The sequence below is a fragment of the Kribbella kalugense genome (genome assembly GCF_004365875.1).
Classification (GTDB): Bacteria; Actinomycetota; Actinomycetes; order Propionibacteriales; family Kribbellaceae; genus Kribbella; species Kribbella kalugense.
The window spans coordinates 828,718-847,802 of sequence record NZ_SODF01000001.1; the positions used below are offsets into that span (position 1 = coordinate 828,718).

Below are 19,085 nucleotides of genomic sequence, written 5' to 3' on the forward strand. Positions count from 1 at the left end.
GCCTATCCTACTCGACGCGGTCATCCCGCCGGCCGAACACCTCCAGGATCATCTCGAGGAAACCATTCCCGTGGTGATTGTCGGGCAGTAATACGGATCCTTCGGTCCACTCGTTCCACGCATTGATCGTGACGATCGGATGCGGCTGCCCGTGCCGTTCCAAAAACGACCGTGCAGCGACCAGTCCGTCCCGGAATTCGAGTGGGGTCGGGTCCCAAGTGGATGTCCATGGATAGCGGCCGCGGACGAAGGCACGGGATTGATCGGTGCGCGGTGACGGATCCCAGCCGACCGTGACGTTCGGATAGAACGGTACGTCGAGCTCCGCGGCGTACCCCTCGTACTCCGCGAACGCGGCCTCGCGAAGTGGCGCGATCTCCGCGGCCGGGAACTCGAAGTCGTTCATATCCGCGTGATGGACCCAGACGTACGACGTCGCAGACCTGAAGCCCAGTTGCTGAACGAGCTCCGCCGGGTCGCTCGAGGTGATGGCGGCCGGCAGTACGCCGATACCCCAGATCACCGCGTCAAGATGGAGGCCAGGGAAGCCGGCTCGCCGTACCTCCTCGTCGAACCACCCCAACGCGTCAGCGGTCTCGTCGACCCCGCCGAGGCCGCGGATCAGGTTGCCGAGTTCGTAGATCGAGAACCACGGCCGGCCCTCGATCGTGAGGTAGTTCGGCCGCGAGAAGTACGCGTCGATGATGTGGCGGGCCATCTTCTCGAAGGCCTGACGATCGATCGCGCCGCTCTTGAGCTGGCGGGGATTCTGATCGGCCGGATCGCGATGCGGGAAGATGTCGACCAGCTCGTGGTTCGCCCACATCAGGGCAAGCTCGACGTCGTCGCTGTTCTCGGCGGACAGGAGTCCTTCGTCCAACGCCGCCTGCAGATACGACCCGTCGTCGTACCAGTAGTAGTCGACCAGGAAGCCGTCGACGCCGTACTGCTTGGCGAGCCTGATCTGCTGCTCGGCCGCGGCCGGGGTGGCCTCGTCGAAGGGGCCGTGCAGTGGCACGCGGGGCTGTCGATGCCCTTCGAATCTGGGCTTTGCGGACGTCAGCAGCGCCCACTCGTCCCAGCCGGGACCGAACCAGCGTGCGTTGCGCGGGTCCTGGTGCCAGTCCGGGAAGTAGTAGGCGAGTACCTTCGGGCGCTCCATCAAACGTGCTCCTGGGTCGGGGGTCACTTGACTGCTCCGGCCGACAGGCCGGTTCGGAAGGTCTTCTGCAGGGCGATGAAGACGGCGACGATCGGCAGGCTGATCAGGATGTTCGCCGCGAAGATCTTGGGGGTGTCGACGAGGCGCTCGCTCTGGAAGTACGTCGGTACCTGGGTCAGCATCTGGCGGTCGGTCGACTGGATGAAGAGCAGCGGAAGCAGGTACTCGTTCCACGCGGCCAGGAAGGTGAACAGCGCGATCACCGAGAGGATCGGCCGGCACATGGGTACGAGGATCTGCCAGAAGAACTGCCACGGTCCGGCGCCGTCCAGCCGTCCCGCCTCGTACAGCTCGACCGGGAGCCCGCGGATGTAGTTGGTCCCGACGAGTACGCCGAACGGAAGTGAGATGACCGTCAGCGGGATGATGACGGACCAGTACGTGTCGAGCAGCCCGACGGCCTGGATCGCGAAGTACAACGGGACGACCAGGGCGATGGCGGGCAGGGCGAGTCCGGTCAGGATGATGACGGCTCCGACTGTCGATCCTCTCGGTTTGAGGATCCCGAAGCAGTACGCCGCGCTGAGGGCGAGGAAGAGTACGAGTACGACGGTGGTCACCGACACGATCGCGCTGTTCAGGAAGAACTGCAGGAACGGGGTGGTCGACAGGACGAGCGAATAGTTCCGGACACCCTCGCCTGACAGGGATTCCCGCACGATGAGGGCCAGCGGGATTGCGAGGACGACGAGCGCCACGACGACGAGGAACTGGCTGACGATGCGGCCGGGCCACTGCTGGAAATGGAACATCCGCCTACCTGGCCTCTCGGGTCGACAGCCGCACCTGGATGGTCGAGAAGACGAACGCGATCGCAACCAGGATCACCGACAGCGCAGCGCCGTACCCCGCATGGAACTGCGCGATCACCTGCCGGTAGATGTAGCCGGTGAGCACTTGGGTCGTGGTGCCTGGCCCGCCGCCAGTGGTCAGGTAGACGAGATCGAACATCTTCAGCGAACTGACGAAGCCGAGGATGATCAGCACGAGATGCGATCCGCGAAGTAGCGGCGCCAGGATCAGCCGGGTCACTTGCCACGCCGAGGCACCGTCGATCTGCGCCGACTCGAAGATCGCGGCATCGACCTGACCGATCGCGGCGTCGTAGATCAGGAAGCTGTAGCCGGTGTACTGCCAGACGTTGATCAGCATGATCGCGGCGAAGGCGGTCTTCGGATCGGCAAGCCAGGGCTGACTGAAGTCCGAGAAGCCCACGCCCTGAATCAGTTTGTTGATCGCGCCGTCCGGGGTGAGCAAGGAGCGGAAGCTGGTTGCGACGATCGCCGGCGCGAGGACGACCGGTACGAAGATCATCGTCCGGAGCAGGCCTGCCAGTCGCACCTTGGTACGGACGAGAATGGCTAGTCCGAGCCCAAGAACGAGTTGCACCGAAACGGTGACCAGGGCGAAGAGCAACGTGTTGCGGAGGGATCTCCAGAAGATCGGGTCCTGGCTGAGTGTCTGGTAGTTCTTCGCGCCGATGAAGTCGGTCGGAGCGCCGACGCCGGACCAGTCGAACAGCGACGACAAGAGGTTGAAGGCGATGCCCGCGTGGATGACGCCGACGACGAGAATCACGGCGGGCAAGGCCCAGAGGTAGTTTCGGAGGTGGGACCCGTTGCGGCGCGGGGCAGAGTCTGTCGCTGCCAGCGCGGTTCGGGATTCCATGAGCGCAGTCATATTTCCCCCTTAGGAGCGGGTCACCGACTTCGACGCCGCTTCGACCTGGGCGAGGGCGTCGGCCGGCTTCGTCGTACCCGCCGCGACTCCTGAGAGCGCATCGCCGAGGGCGGTCGTCAGGTCGCTGTACGGGATCTGCCGAGCCCCGACCAGTTGGGTCAGCGATGCCTGCTGCTTCTCGATGTCCGCGGCCTGGCGGGGATCGATCACATCCGTGGTCGCGACCTTGATCGAGGTGATCGCGGGGATGTTTCCGCCGGCGGCCTGGATGTCCTGTCCCTTGCCGGCGGTCAGGAACTCCATGAACTTGAACGCCGCGTCCTGCTTCGACGACTTCGCCGAGACGGCGTACCCGTTGTCCGGTCCACCGAACAGCTTGGTCGGCGTACCGCCCGCGACCGGGGCCGGGAACGGAGCCGAGAAGAACAGCCCGTCGATCTTCTTCGTGACCGTCTTCTGCGCGTCTGCCTGGCCGGTCTTGGTCATGGTCGCCGGGGTGTTCCAGGTGCCGAGCGCGATGAACGCGGCCTTGTCTTCGAGGAAGTTGATCTGCGCATCCGGGTACTCCGCTGCGGCCGCGGCGCCGGGGGCGATGATGCCACTCGTGAACAGGTCGTGCCACGCGTCCATCGCCTGCACGAACTCTGGATCGGTCCACGAGGTCTTCCCGGCGATGGCGTCGTACACCTTGCCGGGGGCGATGCTGTTGATCAGCGACAGGAAGACGTCGGTGTTGGCCCAGGCATCCTTGGCTCCGTGGGCGAGGCAGCCGACCCCCTTCGACTTGAGGGTGGCGCAGACGGTCTTCCACGCGGCGAAGTCAGTGGGCACGGTCAGGCCGAAGCGGTCGAGAATCTTCTTGTTGTAGTAGACGAGTCCGGCGGCCGACATGTAGGCGGGGAGCGCGACCTGCTTGTCCTTCAGTTGCAGCTGTCGCAGCCCTTCCGGGTTGAACTTGCTGGCCCAGTCCGAGCCGAGGCTCTTGGAGAGGTAATCCTCCACCGGTACGGCGAGTGGGCCGAAGTTCGTGACCAGGTCGCCGGGCTGGACCTGGAAGACGTCCGGCCCCTTGCCGCCGGCCAGTCCCGGCCTTAGCGCGGTCAGGTAGTCGTTGTACGCGAACTGTTTGTAGGTGACGGTGATATTCGGATTCGCGGCCTGGAATTCCTTGATTGCCTGAGTCTGGTTGAATGCATTCCAGCCCCACCAGGTGAGTGACACTTTGTCGCTCGCGCTGGGTTTGTCCGAGCCCGAGCATCCGACCAATGCGGTCATTGCCATCGCAGCGGCCGCGAAGAGGGCAGCACCTTTCCTGGCGTGACGTCGCATATCTCCAGCCTCCTTCGGCTGACTAGAACAAGACAAAGCGTTCGGGCGGCATGGTGAAATGTTTCAACGCGGTCAATTTAAGATGCACCCAAGACGCTGTCAAGACCGCAGTACGCCGCTACCCGCCGCCTGTCCGATTCCGGCCAGCCGGCGCCGACCGAGGTCGCATCGTGAGGCGACGTGGCCGGGTTTGGCGGTCAGGTGGACAGGAGGTGTCGGGCACCTGGTAGTACACCTGAGCGTAGAAACGCCAGCGCGTACGGCGTACGGCAGGTGTACTACCAGTCGACCTGCAGATCGCCAGCGCGCGACCGCCGTACCGCTAGGCCGGCCTCAACCCCAACCATCCCCACAACCGAGCGGCAACGCCCGAACCCCGCCACACGTGCGGCGGTGGTCCGCGGGCCGTCTCAGGGGTTGACCCCCGAGATGGTCGGTTGACACCTGGCATCCAGGGAGTGCAACCGGCAATCTCAGGGGTTGACCCCTCAAACGATCCGGCTCGCCTCGGCCGGTTCGCGGCGGCTCGAGCGTTGTCTGACGGAGGGCTAGCCGTTGAGGAGGTCGGCGGCTTGGAGTTGGTGCCAGATTTCGGACTGGTCTACGACGGTGACGCCGAGTTTGTCGGCCTTGGTGAGTTTGGCGGCGCCTACGTCGGCGCCGGTGATGAGGAGGTCGGTGCCGGCGGAGACCGAGGAGGCGATGGTTGCGCCGGCCCGCTCGCAGAGGCGTTGGAAGGCTGGCCGGTTGACCTTCTCGCCGGAGCGTGGGTCGCTGATCGAGCCGGTGACTACGACCGTCTTGCCGGCGAGTGGCGCGCCTGCGGCGACGACCGGCGGGAGGTCTTCCTCGCGTACGTCGAGTGATACGCCGGCTTCCCGCAGTCGTTCGAGCTCGGGACGCAGCCGGGTGAGGTGCTCGATCAGCGAGGCGGCGACCTTCGGACCGATGTCCTCGACCGCGACGAGCCCGTCGACACCCGCATCGGCGACATCCTCGAGCGAGCCGAATCCCGCGCGACACAGCCTGGCCGCGGTGCCTTCGGAGGCCATCGGGATCGCGAGGCCGATCATCGCCCGGCGGAGGCCGACCTGACGGCTCGCATCGATCGAGTCGACCATCCGGGTGGCCGAGATCTCGCCAATGCGGTCGAATTCGAGCAGCTTCTCCGAGGTCAGGTGGTAGAAGTCCGACGGGTTCTCCAGAATCCCCGCCTCGGCCAGCCGCTCGATCCAGACCCCGCCGATCGCGTCGATGTCCGCGGCCGCTCGGGAAGCCCAGTGGATCAGTCGCCGTACGGTCTGGGCGGGGCAGGCCGCGTTGACGCAGAACAGTTCGCGGCTGTTGCCCTGCTCGATCAGCTCTTCCCCGCACGACGGGCACACGCTCGGCGGCACGATGTCCTTCTCCGCACCCGTGCGCTTCGACGCGTCGAGTACGCCGGCCACGAACGGGATCACGTCGCCGGCACGGCGTACCAGGACCGTGTCGCCGATCTTGATGCCGCGGGCACGGATCACTTCCTGATTGGCCAGCGTCGCGCGGGTGACCGTTGTACCGCCGACGAAGACGGGCTCCAGCCAGGCGACCGGCGCGATCTTGCCGGTTTTGCCGACATCCCAGACCACGTCCGCCAAGATCGTGGTCTTCTCCTCAGCCGCGAACTTGAAGGCCAAAGCGCCACGCGGCGAGCTGGACCGAGTGCCGGCCGCGGCAAAGGCATCACGATCGGCAAGCCGCAGTACGGCGCCGTCCAAGTCGTAGTCGAGATCGTTCCGCCGCTGCTCGATCGTGCTGATCACAGCCTGCGCCGCCGCAGCGTCGTCACAGTGCCGCATCTCGGCGACGGTGAACCCCAGGTCCTGCAGCGCCCGCTCCAGATCGGCGTCGGTGTTCTCGACGTCGCTCAGCAGATCGAAGGCGAGAAACTGCAGCCGTCGTTCGGCAACGGTCGCCGGATCCTTGGCGCGCAACGTGCCAGCGGCGGCGCCCCGAGGGTTGATCAACGGCTTGTCCGGATGGGCGGCGTTGTAGGCGGTGAAGGTGGAGCGCAACATGACCGCCTCACCGCGGACCTCGACACGCCCCGGTACGTCGAGCTTCGCCGGAACGCCGTCCGCGAGCGCCCGCACCAGCGGGGTCACGTCGTCGCCGGTCGTCCCGTCGCCGCGGGTGATCGCCCGGACCAGATGCCCGTTCTCGTAGACCAGCGCCAGCGACAGGCCGTCCAGCTTCGGCATGACCACCACGGCCTGACCGGGAAAGCGGGCGAAGAACGCCTCGACCTGTTCCGGCCGGGTCGCCTTGTCCAGGGACAGCATCGGCCGCGAATGCCGGATCGGCGCGTGCAGCACCGCCGGCGCACCCACCTGCTCCAGCGGATTCGGGTCCGGCGCGAGCTCCGGGTTCGCCTCGATCAGCGTCCGCAGCTCGTCCTCGATCACGTCGTACTCCGCGTCGGCTACCGCCGGCGAACCCCGGTAGTAGGCGTCACGCAGTACGACGATCCGATCGGCAAGTTCCTGAATCCGCTCCCCAACGTCCACGATCCAGGACACTACCTGTCACTGTTCGTGGGGTGCCTTGTAGGTCTTGGCCTGGTCGGCCTCGAACAGTTGCTGGACGTACTTCGTTCCGCCGGGCACGGACGCGTCGGGCTGGGCGACGTACACCTGGCGGGTCGCGGGAGCGCCGGGCGAGCCGAAGTTCAGAGCGGCGACGAGGCCTTCGGTGTCGGCCGACGTGGTCTGCTGCATCGCCTTGTGGATGCCGTCGCGGGTCAGGTCCTTGTTGTCACAGGCCTTCCGCAACACCGATCCCCAGACCTCGGCGACCGCGTAGCCGTACGGTACGCCGGCGTTCGGCGGCTCCTTGTAGCCGGCAGCCTGATACTTCTGGGCAATCTCCTTCGCCTTGGGGATATCCGCCGAATACGGCACGCTGCTCGCCACGATGTAGAGCTTGTTGAGGGCGCTCGCCGCCGGGCTCTGCAGCAGCGCCGGGTCGAAGCTCGGGTTGTTGCCGAGGATCGGCACGTTCAGCCCGAGCGCCTTGCTGGCCGCGGCCGCCGAGCCGGTCTGCTTCGGCGTGGTCGTCAGCAGGATCGCCTTCACGCCCTTGCCCTTGAGACCGGTGACCACGTTGGTCAGGTCCGTGTCGGTCGAGGTGATCTTGACCTCGGACAGCTTCAGGTTGTGCTGCTCGGCGTAGTATTTCGATCCGCGCAGACCGTTGGCGCCGTACTCGCCGTCGACGTAGATGTGCCCGACCGCGTCACCGTCCTTGAGCAATCCCTGCTTCTGCAGGTAGCTCAGTCCGTCGATCATCTCGACGTCGTACGTCGTGCCGACGATCATCACGTACGGGTTGCCGAGCAGCTCCGACGACCAGGAGGCCGGGGTGGTGGTCACCTTGTCGGTCTCGATGTCCTTGCCGAGCGCGGCCATGATGGGGGAGCCGGTCAGCTGGACGAAGCCCAGCACCTTCGGCTCGAGTTGCGGGTAGAGCGTCTTGGCCGTCTCCGCCTTGTAGCCGTGGTCAACGATCTCGAGTTTCACCTGACGTCCGCAGACGCCGCCGGACGCGTTGAGGTCCTTGACCCACAGCTCGTTTCCGTGCGTGATGGCGGTGGACAGGCTCTTGAACGGGCCGGACAGGTCGGCCATCACCCCGAGCGTGATCTGCGAGTCGGTCACGCCGACGCCGGTCTGGACGCCGTCGGCCGAGCCCGTGTTCGTCTCGGCGCCACCCTTCGTACCGCACGCGGCGAGCGACAGTGGCAACACCAGTGCCACTGTCATAGCCAGTAGACGTTTCATGATCTGAGCTCCCTAATCCTGTGTTTGACTCTGGGGCCGACCGCAGCCAGACCGCCCGGTTCGAACAACACGACGAGCACGATTGCTGCGCCGTACACGAATGAACTGACCAGCACCGGCGTGACCGATCCGGTGAACCAGCCGAGGTCGGTGGAGTACAAGGTCAGGACCTGCGGCAGCCCGAAGACGACCAGCGCGCCGATCACCGCCCCGCCGACCGAGCCGAGGCCGCCGATGATGACCATCGCCAGGAACGCGATCGACGTGTTGACGCCGTAGGTCCCGTACTCGCTCTCGTCCGGCTTGAGAATGTCGAACCAGAGCACGGTCATCACCCCGGCCAACCCGGCGTACGCCGACGACACCGCGAACACGCTCGCCTTGGTACGCCGTACGTCGACACCCATCGCCGCCGCAGCAGCCTCGTTGTCGCGTACTGCCCGCCACGCCCGCCCGATCCGGGTCCGGACCGCGCCGCGGGCCAGCCAGTACGCCAGCGCCAGTAACGCGAGGAACAGGTACCAGATCCGTTCGGTGCCGCGGATCGGTACGCCGGCGACGACGAGGTCACCCTCGTTGGAGAACGGGAAGCCGAACAGCTTGAAGGTGGCCGGATCCCGCCCGGTCGACGTACCGCCGGTGAGTGACTCGGCCGCCTGACCCAGATACAGGCCGAGGAACACCAGCGAAAGTGAGGCGACGCCCAGATAGATCCCGCGGACCCGACCTGCAACCGGAGCGAACGCCATCCCGGCCAGCGCACTGATCGCGACCGCGCCGACCAGCGAGATCAACGGGTCGAGGCCCAAACCGAGGTGGTCACCCTTCGGCCCGGCCAGAACTGTGTACGACGTCGCGCCGACGAGCAGGAAGAAGCCGTGGGCGAGCGACAGTTGGCCGGCCTGGCCGGTGAGCAGAGTCAGTCCGATCGCCCCGACCGCGCCGATCATCATGTACTGACCGGCCTTCAGCCAGGGCGCCTCGAGGTACAGCGGAAGCAACAGCAGGACGATGCCGACCGGGATCCACGCGAGCCTAGACACGAGTCGTCTCCCGCGTACCGAACAGCCCCGCCGGCCGCACCACCAGGACCACGAGCATGACCAGGAAGACCGCACTCTTCGCGAACGCGAACGACACGTAGTACGTCGACAGCGCATCGACCAGACCGACCGCGACCCCACCGACGATCGCGCCGACGGTGGAGTCGAGCCCACCGAGGATCGCGGCCGGGAACGCGGCAAGCGCGATCGAGTGCGTCCCGCGAGAGAGACCGGCTCCGGAGAAGTCTTGGGTCGCGATGAACAACACCGCAATGCCTGCGAGCAAGCCGGCCAGAAGCCAGGCCGACGCCGTGACTCGTGAGCTGCGGATCCCAACCAGAGCAGCGGCTTCGCGGTTCTCCGCCTGTGCCCGCATCGCGATTCCCCAGTTGGTGTAGCGGGAGGCGAGGAAGAAGGCGGTGATCAGGACCGTCGCGACCAGAAGCGCCACCAGGTGCGTCCGGAAGAGGGTGATCCCGCCGAGCTGGATCGGCTTCGCGTCCCAGGCGTCGCCGATGAACGGAACCGAGACTCCCAGCCGGCGGATGATCTCCTCGGTGATGATCACGTCCACCCCGATCGTCAGCAGAGCAAGGCTGAACGGGTCGGCGTGCCGGGAGCGGGCCAGAAGCAACCGTTCCACGGCGAGCGCGAGGAGCCCGGCGCTGAGGATGCCGATGATCGCGGCCGCGGCCCAGCCGATGTGGTCCTTGGTGACCAGCACCAGGTAGCCGCCGAAGAGCACGAGCGAGCCGTGGGCGAAGTTGACCACCTCGGTCGCCTTGTAGATCACCACGAATCCCAATGCCAGCAGGGCGAACACGGCACCCTTGCCGAGTCCGTTGACCATCAGTTGCAGGAAGGTCGTCATGTCGTCACTCCGAGGTAGGCCTTGACCACGTCCGGGTCGGTCTGTACGTCAGCCGGGGTGCCGTCGGCGATCACCCGGCCGAAGTCGAGCACCGTGACCTGATCGGCGATTCCCATCACCAGTTCCATGTCGTGCTCCACCAGCAGTACTGCGATGTCGAGGTCGGTCCGGATCTGGCCGATCATCGCGGCGAGTTCGGCGGTCTCGTCGGTGTTCAGGCCGGCCGCCGGTTCGTCGAGCAGGAGCAGGGACGGCTCAGTGGCCAGAGCCCGGGCGATGTCGGCCAACTTGGCCACGCCGTACGGCAGTGCGCCGAGTGGCCGGTCGACGCTCGCGCCGATCCCGAGGAAGTCGCAGATCTCCCTGGCCCGGGCTGCGTGCAGTCGTTCCTGGCGGCTGGTCAGGCGCAGTCCGCCGGCGAGGAAGCCGCCACGGGTCAGCGCATGCCGGCCGAGCAGCACGTTGTCGAGGACGGTGGAGTGCGGAGACAGCGCGGTGTTCTGGAACGCGCGCCCGATGCCGAGGCGAGCCACTCGATGCGGTGCGAGCCGGAGCAGGTCCTGCACGCCCAGCCGGACCGTGCCGGCGGTCGGTCGGTAGAGGCCGCTGATGACGTTGAAACAGCTGGACTTCCCGGCGCCGTTCGGTCCGATCAGCGCGTGCAGCGAGCCCGGACTGACGGTGAAGGAGATGTCGTCGAGTGCGATCAGCCCACCGAACCGAAGGCTGACGTTTTGCAGGACGAGTTCGGTCATCCGGGCCACCTGGCCAACGTTCGGCGTTCGGTTGCCGCCGTACCGAGGTAGTGCTGGTGTACGCCGGCCGCGACTTCGGCGACCGGGCCGGACATGGCGACCGACCCGACGCTGAGTACGACGGCGTGGTCCGCGACCTCGAGTGCCATCGCGGCGTTCTGCTCGACCAGGACCACGGCCGTGCCCTGGGCGTGGATCTCGCGGATGGTCTCGCCAATCCGCTCGACCATCAGTGGCGCCAATCCCAACGAGGGCTCGTCGAGCAGCAGCAGCTTCGGCCCGGCCATCAGGGCGCGTCCGATCGCGAGCATCTGCTGCTCGCCGCCGGACAACAGGCCGGCGCGCTGGCTTGCACGTTCCGCCAGCAACGGGAAGAGCGCATGCACCCGGTCCCGGGCGGCTGCTCGATCAGTGCTGGCGATTCCACCAGCGCGGAGATTCTCGGCGACCGTCATGCGGGTGAAGATCTGCCGCCCTTCCGGTACGCCGACGACACCGTGCCGAACGATCTGAGCCGGACCGAGTCGGTCGAGCCGCAGCTCACCCTGGTGGATCGTCCCGCCGGTCACGATGCCGCGGTGCAGACCGAGAGTTCCGGAGACGGCCCGGAGCAGAGTGGATTTCCCCGCGCCGTTCGCGCCGAGGACGGCGAGCACACCGTCGTCCGGTACGTCGAGATCCACACCGTGCAAGGCGTTCATCGAACGGCCGTATCGCACCTGCAGATTCCGGATAGTCAACACTGGCGGGATCCCCTCCGCATCCCCAGCCGATCGGCCGGTGGCGGACAGTCTGCGAGGAATCCCGTCCGGCTCCACACCCCCAAGTGGAGAGGTTGCCTATAACAACCCGGCCTCGCTCGCCTTCACGATCGCCTCGACCCGGTTGCGTGCGCCGAGTTTGTGCAGGGCGGACTGCAGGTACGTCTTCACGGTGTTGCGGGTCAGGCCGGTGGATTCGGCGATCTCCGGGTTGGTCCGGCCCTGCGCGGCGTACCGCAGTACTTCGTACTCTCGACGGGTCAAACCGCTGCGTGCCAAGGCATCCGAGCGTTGCGTGTGGTGCGGAACGATTCTCGGATCGACCACGCGTTCACCGCGCAGTACTGCTCGTAAGGCCGCGGAGAGGTCAGTGCCGGCCACATCTTTGACCAGCGCCGCGTCTGCTCCGGCGTCGAGTGAGGCTGTGATGCCGTGGTGGTCGGCGTGGGCGGTGAACACCACGATCTTGCCGCCGGAATGGACCTTGCGGAGTTCGCTGATGACCTCGGGGGCAAGCATGTCCGGGAGGCGCAGGTCCAGCAAAATAAGGTCCGGGCGCAGCTCGGTGATGCGTTCGATCGCGGCCTGCCCGGACTCGGCCGATCCGATCACGGTCAGCATCGGATCCGACCGGAGCAGCAGGATCACTCCGTCGCGGACGACCGGGTGGTCGTCGACAACGAAGACGGTCGACGTCATCCCGGCAGCCAGCAGCGCAAGGTGCAGCCGCCGTCCTCGTCGCGGACGAGGCTCACGTCACCTCCCAGCCGTACGGCGCGCTCGGCCAGCGACCGTACGCCGAGACCGCTGCCCGGACTGCCGGCCACCTCCGCCGTGCTGTCGTCGGCGACCACCACGTGAACGCCGCCGTCGTCGGATGCGCCGAGACTGACGATCACCGATCACCGATTGCGGGTTGGCGTGCTTCTCGACGTTCAGGAGGCCTTCGCGGACAACTGCCACCAGCAAGGCGGTCCGCTCGGCGTCGAGTGGCGCGACCGTGGCCAGCTGGACGAAGCGGGCCGATACGCCGGTCCTCGCCTCGAATGAGCGGGTGTACTCGGCGATCTCCACCGGTAGGGCACGTTCCGGCGCGGTCCCGGTCATTACAAGCAGGGACTCGCGCAGCGCGGTCGACGCGGCGGACACGTCCGACTCCAGCCGCCGCAGCCGGTCCACCAGCAGCGGGTTGTCCTGAACCGACTCGTGTAGATCGCGGACCTGAACTCCGATCAGGAACAGCAGCGCGCCGACCGAGTCATGCAGGGCGCTCTGTGCACGTTGCCGTTCGGCGGCGATCGCATCGGCCTCGCGCGCCTCGGCCGCATCTGCGATCCGGAGTGCGATCGAGGCCTGGTCCGCGACCTCCTGCATCCGGTCGACGGCGAAGTCACCGAACGACGTCGCTGTGCGCATGGCGGCGTACGCAACGGCGATTGTCCGGCCGCCGCTACCGACGACCGGGACGGCGAGCATCGCACCGATGCCCTCGTGCTGCACCTGTACGTCGAAGTGGTGGGTGATCGAGGGCGAGCTGACGTAGTCGTCGACACGGACCGCCGAACGCAGCGCGAGCACCCGGCCGCCGATGCCCTGACCGATCGGTACGACGAGGTTCTGCAACTGGTTGGTCCGGGTCCCAGACATCCAGCGGACGACGGCCTGATCCGGTGCCTCCAGATCGGCCACGAATCCCGAGTCGGCGCCGACCGCGATCCTGATCAGCCGCGCGGTGCCGTGGAGCGCCACCACGCGGTCCATCACCGTCAGCAGGCCGTCCCGCTCACGCAGCAGCGCATCGAGCGCGGTGAGTCGCTCGGTGACCTGGTCGGTGGCACGCGCGGTACTCACCTGGTGACTCTCGCACGGTAGGCGACCGGCACGGTACCTCCATCTGGAGAGGATTGTGGGTCCGCTGGGTAGTCCCTAGTGTCTATGAAAGTGAACTCACTTTCACGTCGGATGCTCATTCTGCCCTGTTTGTTGGCCCTCGTCGCCGTGTTCGCGTCACCCGCTGCGGCTGGGATGCGGCCAGATCCACTGTCCATCACGGTCGTCTCGAACACCAGGCCGGAGTACGTCAGCGGCGGCGACGTCCTGCTCCGGGTCAGCCGGGCCGCGAAGGTCCGGCTCAACGGGCGTGACGTCTCGTCGAGTTTCGCCGTACAGCCGGACCGGTCGCTGCTCGGCCTGGTCAGCGGGCTGAAGACCGGCGGCAACGTGGTGACGGCGGGTGACAGCTCCCTGCGGATCACCTCGTACCCGCTGTCCGGGCCGGTGTTCGCCGGGCCGCAGCAGACCCCCTTCTACTGCGAGACGACGTCGTTCGGGCTGGCGCCGTCGACGCAGCCGTTGTGCGAGGCGCCGACGAAGGTGTCGTATCTCTACCGGACGACCGCCGGCGCCTTTGCGCCGCTCGCCGATCCTGCTGGGCGACCGACCGATCTCGCGACTACTACGGTCGACGGCCGCGAGGTCCCGTACATCGTCCGCTTGGAGACGGGCACGATCGACCGTGCCGTCTACCAGTTCGCGGCTTTGTACGACGGCGGGGCGCCTTCACCGCTGCGGTCCGAACAGAGCTGGAACAGTAAGCTCGTCTACACCTTCGGCGGCGGCTGCAACGGCGGCTACCACCAGGGCAGCATGATCGCCAACGTCGTCGACGACCTGTACCTGTCCCAGGGGTACGCCGTCGCGTCGTCCACACTGAACTTCCCAGCGACGAACTGCAGCACGATCCTGTCGGCCGAGGCCGCGATGATGGTCAAGGAGCACTTCATCGAGACCTACGGGCCGGTGCGGTACACGATCGGCTGGGGTGGCTCCGGCGGCAGCGTCAACCAGCACGAGATCGCCGACGCGTATCCGGGGATCCTCGACGGCATCATTCCTGGGGTGTCGTTCCCGGACATGCTGACCGCGTTCACCTCGGCGGCCGACTGCAGTGCGTTGAACAAGTACTTCGCGTCCAGCTCGCTGACCGAAGTACAGAAGACCGCGATCGCCGGTTATGTGAGCAGTAGTCCCTGCGTCTCGTGGCAGGGCGGGTTCGGCCCCTTGATGACTCCGACAGCGAGTTGTGGGCCGCCGATTCCGCCGACGGCGGTCTGGGATCCGATCACGAACCCGAACGGCATCAAGTGCATGGCGTCGGAGGGTTGGGTCAATCAGTACGGGCGTGACCCGAAGACCGGGATCGTCCGTAGCACGCGGGACAACGTCGGGCTCCAGTACGGGCTGCAGGCGCTCAAGTCCGGGGTGATCACGCCGGACCAGTTCGCGGATCTCAACGCGAAGGTCGGTAGCGTGAACGAGGTCGGCTTAGTGGTCAACCAGCGAGCTGTGGCCGATCCCAAGGCGCTCGAGACCGCCTATCGCGACGACCTCTCGCTCAACGGGGGACTCGGGCTCAAGTCGACCCCGATCATCGACCAGCGCACGTACGCGGACCGGGCCGGTCCCGGCATCGACATCCACACGTCGGAGCTGTCCTTCGTCACTCGTGATCGGTTGCTGAAGGCAAACGGTACGGCGGCCAACCAGGTGATCATCGAGTCGTCGCTGGACCCGGCGCAGTCCGCAGCGGCTTCCCGCTACGAGCTGGACGCGATGGATCGGTGGTTGGCGGCGATCACGGCCGACAAGTCCCGGCGTACGGCGCAGCAGAAAGTCATCGCCGACAAGCCGGCGGATCTGAGTGACGGCTGCTTCTTGTCCCCGACGCAACGAATCCAGGAGAAGCTCGTGTACCCGCCGGCCGGGAAGTGCGGCGCTGCCTATCCGGTCGCGGCGAACCCGAGAATCGCCGCCGGATCCGACGTGGGCATGACCACCCTGAAGTGCGCACTCAAGCCGTTGGACTTCAGCGGCTTCTCGGCTGCGGACCGGGTCAAGCTTCGCCAGGCCTTTCCATCCGGGGTCTGTGACTACAGCAAGCCGGGAATCGGTCAGCGGCCGCCGGCCGGGATTTGGCTCAACTACCTGCGGTGATTCCGCCGTAGACGAAGGCGGTCAAGGTACTGACGCTGCTCCGAGAGCGGCCCGCGCCCGGTTGCATGGTGGTGTAGCAGTAGTTCTCCAGCAACCCCACCACCATCTGGGCGAGGGCCGCCGACTCGGCGACCGGCTTGCCGAGGTGGGTCCGTAGCTCCTTGATGTGGGTGCGCCAGATGGCGACGTCCTTGGCCCGGATCCGCCGCTGGATCTCGGCGAACTCCGGGTCCGACACGGCGGCCTCGAAGATCGCGATCATCTCCGGGCGGTACTCGCGATAAGAACGCCAGTACGCCTGGACATGATCGCGGACATCCTGCTCGCTGACCATCGTGTGACCGTGCCCGGACGCATCCGCGACGCGCTCGCGCCGGGCCTGCAGGAACTCGTCGGCGAGGGCCTTGAGTACGGCGGCCTTGGACGGGAAGTACCGGTAGATGCCACCGGTCGCGCGGCCCGCCTCCGCGGTGATGTCGGTGATCCGCGTGACCGAGTAGCCCTGCCGGGCGAACACCCGCCGGGCCGCCGCCTTGAACTCCTCGGCCGTCCGATCTGACTTGGACATGGTCACGAACCCGCGCTCCGCTCCGAAATGAAAGTGATGTCAGATTCACCTTAGATCATGTGCACCACGGTCACCGCCTGTTCACGGTGCGGTGATGTAATGGCCGGGACACTCGACGGAGGTTCCCTTGAGACTCGGCCTGCACTACTGGAACTACTCGAACCCGACCGACACTTCGCAGATCGCGGCCTCGCTGGCGGAGACGGCGCGGATCGTCGACGAGGCGGGGTTCTACCGGTTCACCGCGATGGATCACTACTTCCAGATGGAGCACCGCGGTACCGCTGACGAGCCCATGCTGGAGGGGTACACCACCCTCGGCTATGTGGCCGCGCGGACCGAGCGAGTGAAGCTCGGCCTGCTTGTGACTGGGGTGATGTACCGGTATCCGGGCCTGCTCGCGAAGATCGTGACGACGCTCGACGTGCTGTCCGGCGGCCGCGCGTTCCTCGGCATCGGCGCGTCCTGGTACGAGCGCGAGCAGCGTGCCCTCGGCGTACCGGTGGTGCCGATGGGTGAGCGGTTCGAGCGGTTGGAGGAGAGCCTCCAGATCTGTCAGCAGATGTGGAGCGACAACAACAACGGTCCGTTCGAGGGACGCCACTATCAGCTGGCGGAGACGCTGTGCGTGCCCGCGCCGCTGACGTCCCCGCATCCGCCGATCATGGTCGGTGGCGGCGGCGAGAAGAAGACGCTCCTTCTGGTCGCGCGGTACGCCGATGCGTGCAACCTGTTCGCGGTCAGCCCGGAGGATGTCGCACACAAGCTCGAAGTACTGCGTGCACACTGCGACGCCGAGGGCCGGGACTACGACGCGATCACCAAGACGGCCGTGTACATGGGCCCCGTGCTCGAGGACCCGGATGCGGTCGTCGCTGCCGCCGAGACCTACGCCGGCCTCGGCATCACCGAGCTCCAGTTCATGCCCGACCGCGACCCGGTCGAGTTCGCGACTCGCCTGTCCGAAGAGGTGGCGCCTCGGCTCAGCTAGCATCTGCAGTACCGTCGCCCCACGGAGGACCGCCCATGTTCACCAGGATTCTGGCTGTTTCAGTGCTGCTTCTGGGAAGTGTTTCGGCGCCCGCGACTGCCGACTCTCCACCATCGGATCCGGCTCGCGCCGAGCTTCGCGGCATGGTGGAGAACGTGAGCGGCGCGACCGGCAAGCGTTACGCCGTACACGACGACGCCGGCCACACGATGGACACGGTCAAGATCATCCAGGACTCGACCGGCGGGTACCTGGCCGTGTCGCACCACATGGCATCCGACGGCCACTTCCGGGTCAACCTGGCGACCTCGACCGACCTGCTGAACTGGCATTGGGTACGCGAGCTCGCCGGGAGCAACACCGGACCGGCGTCGCAGCCGACGATCGCCGAGGCCTCCAACGGCGGCTTCGTGATGGCCTGGGAGCAGGAGCAGGCCGGCGGTGGCAACAACCACCTGGCCTTCCGGTACTTCGCCAGCCGCGCCGACCTGCTGGCCGGGAACGTGTCCCGATCCTTCGACGCAGGCCGTCAGTTGTCGTCCTGCGCGGAGGGTACGCCGAACATCTACAGCGTCACGTTGTCGCCCGATATCGACCACTCGACGATCGACATCGGCGGCCACTACTGGTGGAACTGCGACCGCGACCGGCAGCAACGCGGGCACCTGACGAACTTCAACTCCTGGAGTACGTCGGCCCAGCCGAACTACGACAACGCCCTGCTGTACTGGGGCGTCGGCGGCAACATCGGCGACCGCGACCAGGCCGTCTTCCGCGGCTTCAGCTACGGGCTGATCGAAGGCCAGTTCACGAAGGGCGACTTCGGATCCTGGCGCACCTTCGTCTACGACTACCAAACCGGCAACGCCGATCAGACCACCATCCACACCGACGGCGGCAGTACGGCATTCGCCAACCCGACCATCACCGCCCTCCGCGCCCCCAACGGCCAACCAGCCATCCTCACCACCCTCTTCATCCCCAGCGAAGGCGCCGCCGCAGGCGAATCAGGCGAACTGATCTATTACCACACCTACTAAGGCTTCAGAGTCTTCTGCAGGGTGGTGAGGATCTTGCGGCCGGTGTTGAGGTAGAAGACGTCGTCGTCTACTGGGATGGCGTGCTGGGTGGTGACGGCGTTGAGGGCCGGCCAGAGTGGGTTGGCGCTCATCGTTTTCTCGGCGTCGCCCTTCTGGACGCCGTAGAACAGCCAGTCGGCGTCGGCGCGGTCGAGTTGCTCGGAGCTGATGTCCTGCGACGTTTCGTTGAACTGCTGGTCCTTCGGCCGCGGCAGTCCCGCGTCGTCGGCGACGCTGCCGGTGAACGACGGTACGCCGTACACCCGGAGCCGATTGCCGTTCTTGCGCAGGAAGGAGACCGTGGGCCGTGGGCTCAGCGAATTGCCCAGCGCCGCGGCATCGGTCTGGAACTGGTCGAGGAGCTGCTGCGCCTTCTCGGTCTCGCCGACCGCATCCGCGACCAGCAGGAAGTCCTGTTTCCAGTACAGCCCGGTGCCGCGGGACGCGACCGTCGGCGCGAGCTTGCTGAGGTTCGCGTAGAGCGCTTTCGAGTCCTTGCCGGCGACGTTCATCAGGATCAGGTCCGGTGCGATCCGGGCGATCGCCTCGATGCTCGGCGCGAGCCGGCTGCCGACATCACCGACCTTCGCGAGCGCCGCGCGCTGCTGCGGATACGCGTCGATCAGGTACTTCGGGATGAGGTCGGCGCCGTCTCCGCGGGTCGACCCGGCCGGCGTAATGCCCAATGTGAGCAGGGAGTCCGCCTGACCGGTCGAGACGACAACGACCTTCTTCGGGGCGACCTTGAGCTGGGTGCTGCCCTCGAAGTGACGGACCGTCCGCGGGAAGACTCCGTCGGCCGCGCCACTCCCGATCCCCGCCGGAAGGGTCCGTGGTGCGACGTGCGTGGTCGGCGAGGATTGCGGGCCGGTTGCGGCTGTCGTCGTACCCGCGCATCCGCTGACGGCGAGGGCGAGGCTGCAGCTCAGCCACAGCAAGTGGTGTCGCATCGTAGATCTCGTCCTGTTCTGTGGT

17 protein-coding genes are annotated in these 19,085 nt (G+C 66.5%); 3 read left to right on the forward strand and 14 right to left on the reverse strand.

All coding sequences use genetic code 11. The features are described 5' to 3' along the window. Positions 1-7: 7 nt before the first annotated feature. The 12 genes from EV650_RS03830 to EV650_RS03885 all read right to left on the reverse strand — a co-directional run bounded on the left by EV650_RS03830 (position 8) and on the right by EV650_RS03885 (position 13,330). Entirely contained in the window at positions 8-1,162 is a 1,155-nt protein-coding gene (locus EV650_RS03830; RefSeq protein ID WP_134115359.1) for a glycoside hydrolase family 99-like domain-containing protein, read from the reverse strand. 23 nt (positions 1,163-1,185) lie between these two features. Continuing rightward, positions 1,186-1,974 (reverse strand): carbohydrate ABC transporter permease, encoded by a 789-nt coding sequence (locus EV650_RS03835; RefSeq protein WP_134115361.1) that lies wholly within the window; start codon positions 1,972-1,974, stop codon positions 1,186-1,188. Between the two features lie 4 nt (positions 1,975-1,978). After that, positions 1,979-2,902 (reverse strand): carbohydrate ABC transporter permease, encoded by a 924-nt coding sequence (locus EV650_RS03840; protein WP_134115363.1) that lies wholly within the window; start codon positions 2,900-2,902, stop codon positions 1,979-1,981. Between the two features lie 9 nt (positions 2,903-2,911). Further along, positions 2,912-4,231, reverse strand: a complete 1,320-nt coding sequence (locus tag EV650_RS03845) for an ABC transporter substrate-binding protein (protein WP_134115365.1) — start codon at positions 4,229-4,231, stop codon at positions 2,912-2,914. A 548-nt stretch (positions 4,232-4,779) separates the two neighbouring features. Further along, a complete protein-coding gene (gene ligA / locus EV650_RS03850; protein ID WP_134115367.1) occupies positions 4,780-6,777 on the reverse strand; it encodes an NAD-dependent DNA ligase LigA in 1,998 nt (665 codons plus the stop codon). Positions 6,778-6,795: 18 nt separating this feature from the next. Beyond that, the gene (locus tag EV650_RS03855; protein WP_134115369.1) at positions 6,796-8,049 is read right to left on the reverse strand and encodes an ABC transporter substrate-binding protein; all 1,254 of its coding nucleotides are present in this window, start codon (positions 8,047-8,049) and stop codon (positions 6,796-6,798) included. Then, complete coding sequence (locus tag EV650_RS03860; RefSeq protein WP_202874373.1) at positions 8,046-9,092, reverse strand: branched-chain amino acid ABC transporter permease; 1,047 nt, start codon at positions 9,090-9,092, stop codon at positions 8,046-8,048. Before EV650_RS03860 ends, EV650_RS03855 begins: the two co-directional genes overlap by 4 nt. Further along, positions 9,085-9,963 carry a branched-chain amino acid ABC transporter permease gene (locus tag EV650_RS03865; protein ID WP_134115373.1) on the reverse strand — a complete coding sequence of 293 codons (879 nt, stop codon included), beginning with the start codon at positions 9,961-9,963 and terminating at the stop codon, positions 9,085-9,087. The genes EV650_RS03860 and EV650_RS03865 overlap by 8 nt, the downstream gene beginning before the upstream one ends. After that, complete coding sequence (locus tag EV650_RS03870; protein ID WP_134115375.1) at positions 9,960-10,718, reverse strand: ABC transporter ATP-binding protein; 759 nt, start codon at positions 10,716-10,718, stop codon at positions 9,960-9,962. Before EV650_RS03870 ends, EV650_RS03865 begins: the two co-directional genes overlap by 4 nt. Further along, on the reverse strand, positions 10,715-11,419 hold the full coding sequence (locus EV650_RS03875) for an ABC transporter ATP-binding protein (protein WP_202874374.1): 705 nt from the start codon (positions 11,417-11,419) through the stop codon (positions 10,715-10,717). The genes EV650_RS03870 and EV650_RS03875 overlap by 4 nt, the downstream gene beginning before the upstream one ends. A gap of 138 nt (positions 11,420-11,557) precedes the next feature. Then, complete coding sequence (locus EV650_RS03880) at positions 11,558-12,178, reverse strand: response regulator (RefSeq protein ID WP_134115379.1); 621 nt, start codon at positions 12,176-12,178, stop codon at positions 11,558-11,560. Positions 12,179-12,235: 57 nt separating this feature from the next. After that, entirely contained in the window at positions 12,236-13,330 is a 1,095-nt protein-coding gene (locus EV650_RS03885) for a GAF domain-containing protein (RefSeq protein WP_202874375.1), read from the reverse strand. Positions 13,331-13,441: 111 nt separating this feature from the next. Here EV650_RS03885 and EV650_RS03890 point away from each other — a divergent pair, with 111 nt between their 5' ends. Continuing rightward, positions 13,442-15,472, forward strand: coding sequence for a DUF6351 family protein (locus EV650_RS03890; RefSeq protein ID WP_134115381.1), 2,031 nt, complete (start codon positions 13,442-13,444; stop codon positions 15,470-15,472). Here EV650_RS03890 and EV650_RS03895 read toward each other — a convergent pair. Beyond that, a complete protein-coding gene (locus tag EV650_RS03895) occupies positions 15,456-16,040 on the reverse strand; it encodes a TetR/AcrR family transcriptional regulator (protein ID WP_134115383.1) in 585 nt (194 codons plus the stop codon). The two genes, EV650_RS03890 and EV650_RS03895, sit on opposite strands and share 17 nt — an antisense overlap. A gap of 127 nt (positions 16,041-16,167) precedes the next feature. Here EV650_RS03895 and EV650_RS03900 point away from each other — a divergent pair, with 127 nt between their 5' ends. Together EV650_RS03900 and EV650_RS03905 are read left to right on the forward strand one after the other, a co-directional pair. After that, on the forward strand, positions 16,168-17,031 hold the full coding sequence (locus tag EV650_RS03900; RefSeq protein WP_134115385.1) for an LLM class F420-dependent oxidoreductase: 864 nt from the start codon (positions 16,168-16,170) through the stop codon (positions 17,029-17,031). Positions 17,032-17,174: 143 nt separating this feature from the next. Beyond that, complete coding sequence (locus EV650_RS03905) at positions 17,175-18,071, forward strand: hypothetical protein (protein WP_134115387.1); 897 nt, start codon at positions 17,175-17,177, stop codon at positions 18,069-18,071. Here the strand turns inward: EV650_RS03905 and EV650_RS03910 are convergent. Further along, positions 18,068-19,060, reverse strand: a complete 993-nt coding sequence (locus tag EV650_RS03910) for an ABC transporter substrate-binding protein (RefSeq protein WP_238174008.1) — start codon at positions 19,058-19,060, stop codon at positions 18,068-18,070. The two genes, EV650_RS03905 and EV650_RS03910, sit on opposite strands and share 4 nt — an antisense overlap. Positions 19,061-19,085 lie beyond the last annotated feature (25 nt).

Excerpts from the sequence above, each read along its gene's own strand:
- EV650_RS03830 (WP_134115359.1), bottom strand. The coding sequence starts at position 1,162 with ATGGAGCGCCCGAAGGTACTCGCCTACTACTTCCCGGACTGGCACCAG.
- EV650_RS03835 (WP_134115361.1), bottom strand. The coding sequence starts at position 1,974 with ATGTTCCATTTCCAGCAGTGGCCCGGCCGCATCGTCAGCCAGTTCCTC.
- EV650_RS03840 (WP_134115363.1), bottom strand. The coding sequence starts at position 2,902 with ATGACTGCGCTCATGGAATCCCGAACCGCGCTGGCAGCGACAGACTCT.
- EV650_RS03845 (WP_134115365.1), bottom strand. The coding sequence starts at position 4,231 with ATGCGACGTCACGCCAGGAAAGGTGCTGCCCTCTTCGCGGCCGCTGCG.
- EV650_RS03855 (WP_134115369.1), bottom strand. The coding sequence starts at position 8,049 with ATGAAACGTCTACTGGCTATGACAGTGGCACTGGTGTTGCCACTGTCG.
- EV650_RS03865 (WP_134115373.1), bottom strand. The coding sequence starts at position 9,963 with ATGACGACCTTCCTGCAACTGATGGTCAACGGACTCGGCAAGGGTGCC.
- EV650_RS03870 (WP_134115375.1), bottom strand. The coding sequence starts at position 10,718 with ATGACCGAACTCGTCCTGCAAAACGTCAGCCTTCGGTTCGGTGGGCTG.
- EV650_RS03875 (WP_202874374.1), bottom strand. The coding sequence starts at position 11,419 with ATGAACGCCTTGCACGGTGTGGATCTCGACGTACCGGACGACGGTGTG.
- EV650_RS03880 (WP_134115379.1), bottom strand. The coding sequence starts at position 12,178 with ATGACGTCGACCGTCTTCGTTGTCGACGACCACCCGGTCGTCCGCGAC.
- EV650_RS03890 (WP_134115381.1), top strand. The coding sequence starts at position 13,442 with ATGCTCATTCTGCCCTGTTTGTTGGCCCTCGTCGCCGTGTTCGCGTCA.
- EV650_RS03895 (WP_134115383.1), bottom strand. The coding sequence starts at position 16,040 with ATGTCCAAGTCAGATCGGACGGCCGAGGAGTTCAAGGCGGCGGCCCGG.
- EV650_RS03905 (WP_134115387.1), top strand. The coding sequence starts at position 17,175 with ATGGTGGAGAACGTGAGCGGCGCGACCGGCAAGCGTTACGCCGTACAC.
- EV650_RS03910 (WP_238174008.1), bottom strand. The coding sequence starts at position 19,060 with ATGCGACACCACTTGCTGTGGCTGAGCTGCAGCCTCGCCCTCGCCGTC.